Origin of the sequence: Microbacterium sp. W4I20 (assembly GCF_030816505.1) — a bacterium.
In the GTDB taxonomy this organism is placed as follows: domain Bacteria; phylum Actinomycetota; class Actinomycetes; order Actinomycetales; family Microbacteriaceae; genus Microbacterium.
On sequence record NZ_JAUSYB010000001.1, the window covers coordinates 2,645,776 to 2,658,360 of the forward strand.

General features: G+C 70.8%; 12 protein-coding genes and 2 pseudogenes. 11 read left to right on the forward strand and 3 right to left on the reverse strand.

Translation table 11 applies throughout. The features are described from left to right. Positions 1 to 42: 42 nt before the first annotated feature. The 4 genes and pseudogenes from QFZ21_RS12890 (at position 43) to QFZ21_RS12905 (ending at position 3,251) form a co-directional block, all read left to right on the forward strand. On the forward strand, positions 43 to 972 hold the full coding sequence (locus QFZ21_RS12890) for a WcbI family polysaccharide biosynthesis putative acetyltransferase (RefSeq protein WP_307378427.1): 930 nt from the start codon (positions 43 to 45) through the stop codon (positions 970 to 972). Beyond that, positions 969 to 1,955: a hypothetical protein gene (locus QFZ21_RS12895; RefSeq protein WP_307378429.1), complete on the forward strand. Its 987-nt coding sequence runs from the start codon at positions 969 to 971 to the stop codon at positions 1,953 to 1,955. Before QFZ21_RS12890 ends, QFZ21_RS12895 begins: the two co-directional genes overlap by 4 nt. A gap of 77 nt (positions 1,956 to 2,032) precedes the next feature. Further along, positions 2,033 to 2,614: pseudogene (locus QFZ21_RS12900) on the forward strand (glycosyltransferase); the annotation flags it as partial. 103 nt (positions 2,615 to 2,717) lie between these two features. Then, entirely contained in the window at positions 2,718 to 3,251 is a 534-nt protein-coding gene (locus tag QFZ21_RS12905; RefSeq protein ID WP_307381388.1) for a hypothetical protein, read from the forward strand. A gap of 64 nt (positions 3,252 to 3,315) precedes the next feature. On the opposite strand, the gene QFZ21_RS12910 is transcribed toward QFZ21_RS12905, so the two are convergent. Beyond that, positions 3,316 to 4,020, reverse strand: a complete 705-nt coding sequence (locus QFZ21_RS12910) for a hypothetical protein (protein ID WP_307378431.1) — start codon at positions 4,018 to 4,020, stop codon at positions 3,316 to 3,318. A gap of 184 nt (positions 4,021 to 4,204) precedes the next feature. Here QFZ21_RS12910 and QFZ21_RS12915 point away from each other — a divergent pair, with 184 nt between their 5' ends. From QFZ21_RS12915 to rplI, 7 genes and pseudogenes are all read left to right on the forward strand, one after another. Then, positions 4,205 to 5,248 carry an iron-siderophore ABC transporter substrate-binding protein gene (locus QFZ21_RS12915; RefSeq protein ID WP_307378433.1) on the forward strand — a complete coding sequence of 348 codons (1,044 nt, stop codon included), beginning with the start codon at positions 4,205 to 4,207 and terminating at the stop codon, positions 5,246 to 5,248. After that, on the forward strand, positions 5,245 to 6,276 hold the full coding sequence (locus QFZ21_RS12920; protein ID WP_307378434.1) for an iron ABC transporter permease: 1,032 nt from the start codon (positions 5,245 to 5,247) through the stop codon (positions 6,274 to 6,276). Before QFZ21_RS12915 ends, QFZ21_RS12920 begins: the two co-directional genes overlap by 4 nt. Next, positions 6,273 to 7,301, forward strand: a complete 1,029-nt coding sequence (locus QFZ21_RS12925; RefSeq protein ID WP_307378437.1) for an iron chelate uptake ABC transporter family permease subunit — start codon at positions 6,273 to 6,275, stop codon at positions 7,299 to 7,301. Before QFZ21_RS12920 ends, QFZ21_RS12925 begins: the two co-directional genes overlap by 4 nt. 165 nt (positions 7,302 to 7,466) lie before the next feature. After that, a pseudogene (gene rpsF, locus QFZ21_RS12930) lies at positions 7,467 to 7,664 on the forward strand (30S ribosomal protein S6); the annotation flags it as partial. Between the two features lie 156 nt (positions 7,665 to 7,820). After that, positions 7,821 to 8,345 carry a single-stranded DNA-binding protein gene (locus tag QFZ21_RS12935; RefSeq protein ID WP_307381303.1) on the forward strand — a complete coding sequence of 175 codons (525 nt, stop codon included), beginning with the start codon at positions 7,821 to 7,823 and terminating at the stop codon, positions 8,343 to 8,345. Between the two features lie 79 nt (positions 8,346 to 8,424). Then, positions 8,425 to 8,679: a 30S ribosomal protein S18 gene (rpsR, locus tag QFZ21_RS12940; RefSeq protein ID WP_017829850.1), complete on the forward strand. Its 255-nt coding sequence runs from the start codon at positions 8,425 to 8,427 to the stop codon at positions 8,677 to 8,679. An 11-nt stretch (positions 8,680 to 8,690) separates the two neighbouring features. Beyond that, entirely contained in the window at positions 8,691 to 9,143 is a 453-nt protein-coding gene (gene rplI, locus QFZ21_RS12945; protein WP_307378438.1) for a 50S ribosomal protein L9, read from the forward strand. 368 nt (positions 9,144 to 9,511) lie between these two features. On the opposite strand, the gene QFZ21_RS12950 is transcribed toward rplI, so the two are convergent. Together QFZ21_RS12950 and QFZ21_RS12955 are read right to left on the reverse strand one after the other, a co-directional pair. Continuing rightward, positions 9,512 to 11,242, reverse strand: a complete 1,731-nt coding sequence (locus QFZ21_RS12950) for a hypothetical protein (protein ID WP_307378439.1) — start codon at positions 11,240 to 11,242, stop codon at positions 9,512 to 9,514. Positions 11,243 to 11,353: 111 nt separating this feature from the next. Then, a complete protein-coding gene (locus tag QFZ21_RS12955) occupies positions 11,354 to 12,373 on the reverse strand; it encodes a hypothetical protein (protein ID WP_307378442.1) in 1,020 nt (339 codons plus the stop codon). Positions 12,374 to 12,585 lie beyond the last annotated feature (212 nt).

Sequence of the window (12,585 nt, forward strand, 5' to 3'; positions counted from 1 at the left end):
AAGGGGGGAAGAGAAAATTATTCAGAGGTATACGTTCATACGATGAGCCACAGCCCCGATTCCCGCACGGGCGTTGCGCCGAAGGCCCCGGCGGTGCTAGCGCGTGAGCGGCACTACTCGGAGTTCTTCGGCCATACGCCTCTTCCCGAACGCTTCGGGGTCATCCTCGGCAACTGCCAGGCGGAGTCGCTGCGTCTGGTCATCGACTCTCCCGAGCACCGTTTCATCCGCGTCCCGCCGGTCTTCGAGATGGATGCCGCGGAGACCGCGCGACTGCACGAGGTCGTTCGAGCGGCGCAGATCGTGGTGAGCCAGCCCATCCGCGACGACTACCGCGACCTGCCGCTGGGGACCACGCAGATCGCCGCCGCCACCGACGCTCGGATGCTGACCGTCCCGCCCGTGCGCTTCGCCGGACTGCATCCGTTCCAGGCCGCCATCCGCGTGCCCGGCGTCGAGGGGGACCCGCCGGTCGTGGCGTATCACGACGTGCGCACCCTCGCGGCTGCCGCGGGGATCCCGGTCGCCGCCGCCCTGAACCCCGAGGCCGTCCGCACAGTCGGGCGCGCCTCGATCGACACCCTCCGCATCCGCGAGCAGAAGGCCGACGTGCCGGTGTCGGACCTGTTCGACTCGGTCACGGCCGACCATGCGCGCACCGTCAACCATCCCGGCAATGCCGTGTGGCTGCCCCTCGGCGCACGTGTGCTCGAGGCCCTCGACTTCGGCGGGGAGCCGACCGACCCGGGCCGCCCTCTCCTCGATGCCGTGCAGGCGCCGCTCTCTCCCGAGGTCGTCGAGGCCTGGTCGCTGCCCGACGAGCCGCGCGCGCACTGGCTCGTCGACGGCGCCGTGATCGATGACGCGGAGGTGCGTGCCGCTCACACGGAGTGGTACGCCGCCCACCCCGAATTCGTCGCCGCCGCCACCGAGCGTCTCGCTCCTCTCCTGGCTGTCTGGAGCGCGGCATGACGGAGGTGCCGCTGCTGCTCGTGCACCCCGGCAGCCACGGGGTGGCGGTGTATGCGCGCGAGGTGGCCACCGCGGTGCGTGCGGTGGACCCCTCGATCCGCACGATCGAGCCCGTCGACCTGGATGCGGCGGCCGACGGCGCCGCCGTGCACGCGCACTTCACGGATCGGCTGTGGGGCGATTCGCCGGAGGAGGCCGCGCGGGTCTTCGTCGCCCTTGCGGCGCGTCGGCCGATCAGCGTGACCCTGCACGACCTCCCGCAGGCATCGGACGGCGAGCGGAACCTGCCTCGTCGGCGGGCGGCGTATGCGGCCGTTGCCGCTGCCGCGCGGGGAGTGGTGGTCAACAGCCAGCACGAACGCGCACTGCTCGTCGAGGAGCGGGTGTGGACGGGTCCGGCCACCCGCATCCCCCTCCCTGTCGCGATCATGTCGGGAGCGATGCCGGATGTGCAGCCCGTCCGAGGGGATGGTTCCGTCGGCGTGCTGGGCTACTTCTACCCCGGCAAGGGACACGACGAGGCGGCGCAGGCGGCGGCGGCGGCCGGCATCACGCGGATGACGGTGCTCGGCCGAGCCTCCGACGGCCATGCAGCCGACCTCGAGGCCTTCGTCCGCCGGGCCGGCGCCCTCGGGGTCGGCGTGGAGGTGACCGGCTGGCTCGACGACGAAGAGATCGCCCGACGCGGCCAGGCGGTCTCGGTACCCGTCTTCGCGCACCGGCACGTGTCGGCATCCGGCTCTCTGGCCTCGTGGATCGGCTGGGGCCGCCGACCGGTCGCCGTGCGCAACCGGTACATCGACGAGATGGCGGAGCTGCGCCCCGGCACGCTGCGCACGGTCGACGAGCTCGACCTCGCACCCGCACTCCGCGCTGCCCTCGACCGGCCCGAGTCCACCTGGCACGGTCTGACGCAGCTGCCGATGTCGTGGCCCGAGGTCGCCGAGTCGTACGTGCGCTGGTGGGAAGGCCTGAACCGGTGACGCAGCATCCGCGGGTCGTGGGCAACGGCTGGGACGCGCTCGACGGGATCGAGCCCGACGTCCTCCCGCGGGTGTCCGTGATCGTCGCGCACTACGACCAGCCCACTGAGCTCGCCCGCACTCTGCACGCGCTGTCCGTGCAGGACTACCCCCAGGAGCTGCTCGAGGTCGTCGTCGCCGACGACGGCTCGCCGGGGGAGGTCTCCGTACCGGACGGCGTGATCCTGACGCGCCAGGAGGACCGCGGCTTCCGCCTTGCCGCGGTGCGCAACCGGGGTGTGCGCGCCAGCAGCGGCGAGATCCTGTGCTTCCTCGATGCCGACACCGCCCCCGAGCCCGGCTACGTGCGTGCGCTCACCCGGCTCCCCGCGCTCCATCCCGACTGCCTCACGGTGGGTCGCCGGCGGCACGCTGATCTCGCGGGCATCGACCCGGAGGTGCCGGTGGTCGACGCGGTGGCGGGCCGCGAACTGCCGGAGCCGGGCTGGCTCGCTGACGAGTATGCGCGCAGCCGCAATTTGCGCGACGCCGACGACCGGTCCTACCGGTTCGTCATCGGCGCAGTGATGGCGTGCTCGCGGAGCCTCTTCCAAGAGACCGGAGGCTTCGACGAATCGTTCACGACCTACGGCGGCGAGGACTGGGAGTGGGCGCATCGCCTGTGGCAGGTGGGTGCGGTGCTCGCCCATGTCCCGAGCGCGGTGGCGTGGCACGACGGACCCGAGTGGGCCGAGCGTGACGGCTCGGGTCTCGACCGCGCGAATGCCCAGGACCCTGCGGCTCGTCTCCTCGATCCCCGTCGCCGGATCGGCGCCGAGGGGCATCCTGTCGGCCGAGCCCGACCTCGTCATACGGTTGCGCGGCTCGCACCCACCGGCAGCCCTGTTCGTCGCGGTCGATTCGCTGCTCGCGGCCTTCCCCCGGGCCAGGATCGTCCTCGATGCGGGCGAGACCGGGCCGGCCGACGACCCCCGCATCGCCTATGGGGCCGAACCCGACGCCCGCGTGATCTGGGAACTCGAGCATCCGATCGTCGTGCTCGCGACACCGTGGATCACGGACTGCGTCGCAGGTCTCGGCGCGGGCGATGTCGGCATCGTGCACCTTCGGGATGCCGACGGCGCCTCGCTGGGGATGCTGCGGTCGCGCCGTGCCGTGCGCCGGGCCGAACGATGGGGGTCGGACGAGGGCTTCGAGACAGCGCACGTCGAGGCCACCGGCATCCATCTCCTCCGCTCCGATCCCCGCGTCGAGGCGTGGGTCGGCGGATGGGGCGGGTCCGCCGAGTTCTGCTGAGCGGACGAGAAAGCACTGCGGGCCGAGGCATCAGCCCCGGCCCGCAGCATCCCTCAGCTCTGGATCAGAGCGGAGCGACGATCTCCTGCTTGACGTCCCACTCGGTGATCTCCATCGTGACCTCGACCGACTGGCCCTCGACCGAGGCGGTGCTGGACGACGCCAGGCTGACGTAGTCCGGGGTGACCTCGAAGATCACGTCGACCGAGGTGCCCGACTGCTCGACCGAGCCGGAGACGAGGAAGACCTTCTGGCCGAGACGCTCACCGGTGCCGGTGACGGTGAACTCGCCGTCGAGCGCTGCCGCGGCGGCCGCGGGGTCGAGCGTCGCGACGTCGGCGGCCGTGGAGCTGAGGCCCGCGATGATCGGGTCGCTCGACGACGGGTCGGCGACCTGCCACTCGCCGGCGCCGGACTTCACCCAGGCGTCGTCGCCGATGGCGATCAGCGATCCGGCGGGGGAGATCGACTCGATGGCCTTCTCCGACGGGTTGAACTTCGCGGTGGACTCCATGCCCATCACGCTGGTCTTGGCGGCGTAGCCGGCCACACCCTCCATGGCGTCGGCGATGCAGGTGCCGAGGGCTGCGCCGTCGACGGTCGCGCCCTCCTTGAGCTCAGGGCAGTCGGAGGTCGGAGCTTCGGCCTCCTGCGACGCCGCGCCACTGGGCTTCGCGTCGGCCGGCTTGTCCGAGCCGCCTCCGGCACACCCGGTGAGCAGAACTGAGGCGGCGAGAATCACGCCGACCCCCCATTTGTTGACGCGCATGGCGTCCCCCCTTCGGTCGTGCGCCCGATGAGGATCACCGGGCACTCCTCCAGCATGCCAAACGCGGGACCACGTGCCCGACACCGAACGGGGGTAGCACTCCCCATCGTGATGGAACAGATGCGGGGAGCCACGGCAACTCGGTAAGCTAAGCCAACCCTTACCTCGAAGAACAGGTTTCTCCATGCCCTTCACCCGATCGAAGGCGCTCACGGCCTTCCTCGCCCTGACCGTCGCCGCCGCGGCCCTCACCGCGTGCGCGCCCGCCGACGAGAACGCCGGTCACGACGCGCCCGCCGTCGACGCGGGTGCCTTCCCCGTCACGATCGAGCACGCCTACGGAGAGACGAAGATCGCCGAGCAGCCGCAGCGCGTCGTGTCGGTCGGCTACACGGAGCAGGACACGCTCTGGGCGCTGGGCGTGAAGCCCGTCGGCGTGACCGAGTGGTACGGCGAGCACGACTTCGCGTCCTGGCCCTGGGCCGACGAGGCGCGCGGCGACTCCGAGCCGGAGGTGCTCACCACGAGCGACGGTCTGGACTTCGAGGCGATCGCCCTGCTCGACCCCGACCTCATCATCGGCACCAACGCCGGGATGACGGAGGAGGACTACGACCGCCTGGCTGAGATCGCGCCGACGGTCGCGCACTCCGGCGACTACACGATGTACTTCGAGCCGTGGGACGTGCAGACGCTGCAGATCGGCGAGGCCGTCGGAGTCAAGGACGAGGCGCAGAAGCTCGTCGACGACATCGACGACAAGTTCGCCGCGGCTGCGAAGGACCACCCCGAGTTCGCCGACACGTCGATCGTCTTCCTGCAGAACGCGATCTATGACGGCTCGGCGATCGCCTACCAGGACGGCCTGAGCACCGACTTCCTCACCGATCTCGGCTTCTCGATCCCCGCCGACATCGACGCCTACGCGCCGGAGGACGGATCGGGCGGACAGGCGTACATCCCGGTCGAGAACCTCGACGTGCTGAACGCGGCCGATGTGCTCATCTGGGGCACCGAGGGCGACGACGACATCACCGCCCTCGAGGCCGAGCCGTTCGTGACCGCGATCGAGGCGATGAAGAACGACTCGGTCGTCTACACCGACGGCGTCACCGCCGGGGCGATCTACTTCACGTCTCCGCTGAGCCTGCCGTACGTGCTCGACTCGCTGGTGCCGGCCCTGGCCGACGCCCTCGGCGGGAACGGGCCCGCTCGCACCGCGGAGTGACCTCCGCCGCACGTACACGACGCGATCCGTCCCGGTACTCCACCGGGCGGATCGCGCTCGTCATCGTGCTCTCCCTCGTCGCCCTCGTCGCGGCCGCCGGGATCGGGCTGACCGTGGGAACGAAGCTCGTCGGCCTCGACACGGTCTTCGCCGCGATCACCGACTTCGACGGGAGCGACCTGCAGCTCGTGGTGCGGGAGTCCCGTATCCCGCGCACCGTGTTCGGACTAGTCGTCGGCCTCGCGCTCGGTGCCGCGGGGGCCGTGATGCAGGGCCTCACCCGCAACGCACTGGCCGACCCCGGCATGCTCGGCGTCAACGCGGGAGCCTCGGTCGCCGTGGCCGTCGCGGTCGCGGCGCTCGGCATCCGCGACTTCCCGCACCTCATGCTGTTCGCGCTCGCCGGAGCGCTCGTCGCGACGATCGGCGTGGTGCTGCTGGGCGCGGCGGGCGGTGGGAGCCCGGTCACCCTCGTGCTCGCCGGGGTCGCGCTCGCCGCCGTGCTGGGCGGCATCACCACCGCGCTCGTGCTGCTGAACCCCCACGCGTTCCTGCAGATGCGCAGCTGGGAGTCGGGGGCACTCGCCGGGCGGGACCTGTCGATCCTGACGATCGCCGGTCCGGTGATCGCGGTCGGGCTCGTGCTCGCGCTCCTGATCACCCGCGGCCTCGACGTGCTCGCCCTGGGCGACGACACGGCAGCCGCCCTCGGCGTGCGCATCGGGCCGCTGCGCGCCGGCGCGGTGGCCTCGGTCACGCTGTTGGCCGGGACGGCGACCGCGGTGGCCGGACCCGTCGCTTTCCTGGGGCTCGCCGCCCCGCACATCGCCCGCGGGGTCGTGGGGTCGTCGCAGAAGGCGATCGTGCCGCTGGCCGCCGTGATCGGGGCGATCGTCGTGGTGCTCGGGGACGTCGTGGGCCGCGTGATCATCGCCCCGCAGGAGGTGCCGGTGGGGATCGTGATGGCGTTCGTCGCGGCACCGTTCCTGATCTGGATCGGCCGCCGCAAGAATCCGGTGCAGCTGTGAACGTCTCGTCGCGCACCGAGCTGCGCCGCGCGAGGCGCACCCTCGATCGGCGCGGGCGCTGGGCGATGGGCATCCTCGTCGTCGCGGTCCTGGCGTCGTTCCTCGCCAGCCTGTCGATCGGCGACACCGTGATCTCACCGGTGCGCGTGGTGCAGGCGCTGTTCGAGACCGAGGGCGGTGTGCGCATGGTCGTCATCGATTGGCGGATGCCGAGGGCGCTCGCTGCGGTGTTCTTCGGGGCGGCTCTCGCGCTCTCGGGAACCGTCTTCCAGACGATCACCCGGAACCCGCTCGGCAGCCCCGATGTGATCGGCCTCACCACCGGCGCGTACACCGGCGCGCTGATCGTGTTGACGACCGGCGGCTCGTCGGGGGTCGTGGTCGCGATCGCCGCTGTGCTCGGCGGGTTCGCGACGGCCGCACTGGTCGCGGCGCTGGTCGCCGGTCGCGGAGCGCTCGGGTACCGCATCGTGATCGTCGGCATCGGGGTGAGCGCGGTCCTCGCGGCCTTCAACGCCTGGATGCTGCTGCGAGCGCGCCTGGAGGTGGCGATCTCCGCCGCGATCTGGGGCGCCGGATCGCTGAACGGCGTGGGATGGGCGCAGGCCCTCCTGCCGATCGTGGTCGTCTCCGCGCTGATCGTCGTCCTGGTGCTCGCGCGCCGCGGCCTGTGGCTCATCGAGCTCGGCGACGACATCGGCACGAGCCTCGGCGGACGCATGAACCTCACCAAGGCGGGACTCGTCGCGATCGCCGTGGGCCTCTGCGGCGTGGTCACGGCCGCGATCGGTCCCATCGCCTTCGTCGCCCTCGCCGCACCGCACCTCGCGCGACTCGTCGTCAAGAACGGTCCGGCGCACCTCGTCGCGACCGCGCTGACGGGAGCTGTCCTGCTGTCCCTCGCCGACATCCTCGGCCAGAACGGCATCCCGGGGCACGCGCTTCCCGTCGGCGTCGTGACGCTCGTCCTCGGCGGGGTGTACCTGATCTTCCTGGTCGTGCGTTCGGCGCCGCAGCGGTTCTAGGCAGCGGTTCTGAGTCCGCGTTGGCGCCCGTCCGGAGCATCCGCTAGACTGTCCAGGTTGTCTGCCTTCTGGCGGGCACGTTCACACACCCTCCTGTTTCCGCGAGATACGCGGAAACCGTTCTAGTCCGAAGGAGGTGGGTAAGTGACGCACCAGTACGAACTCATGGTCATTCTGACCCCCGAGATCGACGAGCGCCAGGTAGCCCCTACGCTCGACAAGTTCCTGAAGGTCATCACCAACGATGGTGGCTCGATTGACAAGGTCGACATCTGGGGCAAGCGCCGTCTTGCATACGAGATCCAGAAGAAGAACGAGGGCATCTACGCCGTCGTCAACTTCACCGCCACCAGCGAGGCCACGCAGGAGCTCGACCGTCAGCTGAAGCTGAACGAGCAGATCATGCGCACCAAGGTCCTCCGCTCCGGAAGAGGCTCAGGCGATGGTCGCATTCGAGGCCAAGCGCACCGAAGAGAAGGCTGCCCGCAAGGCCGCCAAGGCTGCGAAGGCGTAAGCGCCATGGCCGGCGAAACCGTCATCACCGTTGTGGGCAACCTCACGGCCGACCCCGAGCTGCGCTACACGCAGAACGGGCTGCCGGTGGCGAACTTCACCATCGCATCGACGCCTCGGAACTTCGACCGCGCCGCGAATGAGTGGAAGGACGGCGACGCGCTGTTCCTCCGTGCATCCGTGTGGCGCGAGTTCGCCGAGCACGTGGCGGGTTCACTGACGAAGGGCATGCGCGTCATGGCGCAGGGCCGTCTGCGTCAGCGCTCCTACCAGGACCGCGAGGGCAACCAGCGCACCGCGATCGAGCTGGAGGTCGACGAGATCGGCCCCTCGCTCCGGTACGCGACCGCGCAGGTCACCCGTGCGGCGTCGACCGGCGGTGCCGGTGGCGGCCAGGGCGGTGGCGGTGGCGGACAGTCCCGTCCCGCACAGCAGCAGGTGTCGGAAGAGCCGTGGTCCACGCCCGGTTCCTCGACCAGCGCCGATGCCTGGAGCACTCCGGGCAGCTTCGGCGACGACACCCCCTTCTAAACTCACTCTCGCGGTCTGAGCCCCGGGGACCTTGGGTCCCTGAGCTTGTCGAAGGGCCGCTCATCATTAAGGAAAACCAATGGCTGGAAAGTCGAGCGGCGACCGCCGCAAGCCGCGGAAGGGTGGCAAGCCCACCGCTCCCGCGAAGTCCATCCGGGTCGGTGTCATCGATTACAAGGATGTCGCCACCCTCCGCAAGTTCGTCTCGGAGCGCGGCAAGATCCGCGCCCGTCGTATCACCGGTGTCTCGGTGCAGGAGCAGCGTCTGATCGCCACGGCGATCAAGAACGCGCGCGAAATGGCGCTCCTGCCCTACGCTGGCGCCGGCCGGTAAGGGGTATCGAGATGGCAAAGCTGATTCTCACGAACGAGGTCGCCGGACTGGGTAGTGCCGGTGACGTCGTCGAGGTCAAGAACGGGTACGCCCGCAACTTCCTCATCCCGCAGGGTTTCGCCACGGCGTGGACCCGCGGTGGCGAAAAGCAGGTCGCTTCGATCCAGGCCGCGCGTCAGGCACGCGCGATCCACGATCGTGACGACGCTGTCGCACTGAAGAACGCGCTCGAGGGCACGAAGGTCCGTCTCGCCGTCAAGGCAGGCGCCGCCGGTCGTCTCTTCGGTTCGGTCAAGACCGACCACGTCGCGGATGCTGTCGCAGCCGCCGGGCTCGGCTCGATCGACAAGCGCAAGGTGCAGATCACCTCGCCGATCAAGTCGACCGGTGACCACGAGGCCACCGTTCGTCTGCACGACGACGTGACCGCGGTCATCACGCTGCAGGTCGTCGCGGCCAAGTAGTTCGGTAGCACGAACGCCCCCTGTCCTTCGGGACAGGGGGCGTTCTGCGTGTCCGCCGCCGGCACGTTTTTCGGGCCCTTCCATCTCTTGCGGCCGGTTCCGCGCGGATTCTCCGCAGAACGTGGGATCGGCCGAAAAACCTGGGCAGGCAGGAAGGGCGGATGCCGGTCACGCCCCGGCTGCCCGCGCGAAACACTCGGACAGCTGGCGGCAGGAGGGCAGGACGGATGCCCCGTGGGCGCGAGCCCACGGGGCACCCCCTTGCGTCCGTACGCGCACGACCGGATCGAGATCCGTCCGTGCGCGACGCGGACGCACCGGCGGTGCGGGTCTCCTCCCCGAGGACGGCCGCACCGCCGGCGTCTGCGCTACGCCATCGAGTGACGACGGCGGAGCAGCCCCGCGCCTCCGAGGAGGAGCAGGAGGGCCAGCCCGACCAGGCCGATGACCGAGGTGCCACCGGTCATCGCGAGACCGTCTGCAGCGTCGGCCGCAGCGGCCCCGGATGCCGGCTCAGCACCGGTACCGGTTCCCGGGTCCGTTCCCGGGTCAGTCCCGGGGTCGGTGCCAGGGTCTGTTCCCGGGTCGGTACCCGGGTCCGTGCCGGGGTCGGTTCCCGGGTCGGTGCCGGGGTCGGTTCCCGGGTCGGTGCCAGGGCCCGTACCCGGGTTGGTGACCGTGCTCTCGCCGACCACCGCGATGGCGTTGCCGCCGATGGTGATCGGGAGGTTCACCGGAAGCGCGATCTGGCTGCCGCCGAGGATCGAGTCCAGGCCGGAGGTGTCGATCCCGCCGATGCCCGGAAGCATCGGGGCCGGGGCCGCACCTGCTCCGCCGCCGGTCACCGCGCTGGTGCCGAGGACCGAGACGGCGTTGCCGAGGACGGATACCGGTGCGGTGACGGGCGCGAGCACCTGGGTGCCGCCGGCGAGCGAGTCATCCCCGCCCGTCGTCACGTCGCCGCCGGTGCCCGCTGCCGGGGCCGCACCTGCTCCGCCGCCGGTCACCGCGCTGGTGCCGAGGACCGAGATGGCGTTGCCGAGGACCGCCACGGGGGCGGTGACCGGAGCGACGACCTGCGTGCCGCCGGCGATGCCGTCGGTGCCGGACGTGCCGGCATCCGACGGTGTGCCCGTGGAGCCGCCGGATGCGGGAGCTCCCGGTGCGCCGGTGACCGAGCCGGTGCCGAGCACGGAGATCGCGTTGCCGACCGCCGAGATCGGTGCGGTGACGGGTGCCACGACCTGCGTGCCGCCGAGGATCGAATCGTCTCCCGACGTCGTCCCCTCCGTCGCGGGCGCCGATCCCGTCGCCGCTGCGCCGGCCGTCGAGCCGGTGGCCGAACTGGTGCCGAGCACCGAGATGGCGTTGCCGCCGACGGTGATCGGCGCGGTGACCGGTGCGACGACCTGGGTGCCGCTGCCCACGGCATCCGTCCCGTCGGTCTCCGCCGCGACCGGCGAGGTGGTCGCGGGCGCCGGTGCTGCGGCTCCCTGCCCTGCCACGCCGCTGGTGCCGATCACCGAGACGGCGTTGCCCGACACGGTGATCGGAGCGTCGACCCGCAGCAGCGCCTGCGTGCCCGAGAGCACGCCGTCGATGCCGCTGGTCGTCACGGACGGCACTCCAGCCGCGGGAGCCGGGGCCTGGGGAGCCCCGCTCTGGGAACCCGCGGCCGGAGTGCTGGTCGAGGAGGTGCCGAGCACGCTCACGGAGTTGTTCGTGACCGTCACCGGCACTGTCACCGTGACCACGGCTTGGCTGCCGGATGCCGCGCCGGACTCACCGCTCGTGTCAGCGACGGGAGCCGCGGGGGTAGCGGGGGCTACCGGCGCCGCGGGGGCAGCGGGCGGGGGTGGCGGCGGTGTCGGTGCCGGCGGCGTAGCGGCGGCAGGTGCCGTCGCGGCGGAGGTGCCGAGCAGGGAGATCGCGTTGTTCACGACCGTGATCGGCGCGGTGATCGGTGCCACCGCCTGCGTGCCGGAGAGCAGACCGTCGTCTCCGGATGTCTCGGCGGCGTTCGCGGCCGTCGCGCCGAACAGGGTGATCCCGCCGGCGATGAGCGTGCCCCAGAGGGCCCGCTTGAGGGAAGTACGCATGATGTTTCTCCTGACTGGAGCTGGGGATATCTGGATGGGTTGCGTGCGATGTGGAGTGCGCGCGCAGCACAGCATCTGCCGTCCACTGGGGAAGGACGGCGCGACAGCCAGTCAGTCAGGAGAGACGTCGGTGTCGGCGACCGGCGACGTCGGCAAGGCGTCGTCGGATGCACCGGAGACCCGCTCCCAGGCACGGAGCGGGGGCGCGCCGACGTCGCTGATGCGAGCGAGGGCGCTGGAGGATGCTCCGCCGGAACCGGCGGAGGAAGACGGGGAGACCGGAGATCCGGGCGGTGATCCCGAGGGCACGTCAGAAGGTGCTCCCGGAACCCCGAACCCGTCGGCGGAGTCCGTGGATGATGCAGTGGGGGCTGCGGGCTGGACGCCGGCGAGCTCGGGGGTGAAACCGTGGACGGAGAGGCCCGCGGACAGGCTCGCGACGAGGACCTGCGTGGCCGGGCCGCCGCTCGAGATACCGGGACCACCGGGGCCGTCCGTACCGTCGGGGCCGTCGATGTCGCCGGGATCCGTCGGATCGATGACCTCGAGGACGGGGGGAACCGTCTCCTCGACGACTCCGCCGATCACACCGGCCGTGTCGTCGACGACTCCGATGACTCCGTCGATCAGGTCGACGGCGCCGAGATCGTTCACGAGCTCGCCGACGACAGGAAGGCCGCCGACGGCATCCACGATGGGGTCGGTGATCTGCGCGACGGGAGAATCCGAGAGTACGTCGGTCACGGGTGTGGCGACCTTCGCCGCGGTGTCGGTGACCGCCTTGACGACGGGCTTGACCACGGGTGCGACGACCGGGCCTGCGACCGGAGCCTTCGCGACGGTCTGGGTCACGGTGTTGACGACCGCGGGTGCCACCTGCTGCACGGGAGCGACGACGGTCTTCACGACCGGAGCCACCACCTGGGTCACGACGGGGGTGACGGGTGCGGTGGCCGCGGAGACCGTCTCCTTCACGATGGAGGTGATGCCGTCGAGCGGGCCGTCCGACTGTTCGTCGGCGTGGGCCGTGCCGCCGCCGGCGAAGAGCGTGAGGGTCGCCCAGATGAGCGCGCCGAGGCCACCCCAGATGACGACGGCGGGAACGCCGCGTCGGGTGGCCCGAGCGTCCACGTCAACCTCCCCCTCTGAAGGCAACGCATCACCGACGCGAAAGTGCGTCGATGCGCTGACGATACTCCCGGCGGAGGCTCTTGTCCAGAGCCATTCCGCTCAGTTCTGGAGCGTCGGATCACGAAGACGCGCCCGGCGAAAACCCGGCTTGACTTTCAACAAGTTCTACACATGTCGTCACAGGACGGGGCAACCTTCAATCACGCATTGAG

Excerpts from the sequence above, each read along its gene's own strand:
- QFZ21_RS12950 (WP_307378439.1), bottom strand. The coding sequence starts at position 11,242 with ATGCGTACTTCCCTCAAGCGGGCCCTCTGGGGCACGCTCATCGCCGGC.
- QFZ21_RS12915 (WP_307378433.1), top strand. The coding sequence starts at position 4,205 with ATGCCCTTCACCCGATCGAAGGCGCTCACGGCCTTCCTCGCCCTGACC.
- rplI (WP_307378438.1), top strand. The coding sequence starts at position 8,691 with ATGGCAAAGCTGATTCTCACGAACGAGGTCGCCGGACTGGGTAGTGCC.
- QFZ21_RS12910 (WP_307378431.1), bottom strand. The coding sequence starts at position 4,020 with ATGCGCGTCAACAAATGGGGGGTCGGCGTGATTCTCGCCGCCTCAGTT.
- QFZ21_RS12890 (WP_307378427.1), top strand. The coding sequence starts at position 43 with ATGAGCCACAGCCCCGATTCCCGCACGGGCGTTGCGCCGAAGGCCCCG.
- rpsR (WP_017829850.1), top strand. The coding sequence starts at position 8,425 with ATGGCTGGAAAGTCGAGCGGCGACCGCCGCAAGCCGCGGAAGGGTGGC.
- QFZ21_RS12935 (WP_307381303.1), top strand. The coding sequence starts at position 7,821 with ATGGCCGGCGAAACCGTCATCACCGTTGTGGGCAACCTCACGGCCGAC.
- QFZ21_RS12905 (WP_307381388.1), top strand. The coding sequence starts at position 2,718 with ATGCCCAGGACCCTGCGGCTCGTCTCCTCGATCCCCGTCGCCGGATCG.
- QFZ21_RS12895 (WP_307378429.1), top strand. The coding sequence starts at position 969 with ATGACGGAGGTGCCGCTGCTGCTCGTGCACCCCGGCAGCCACGGGGTG.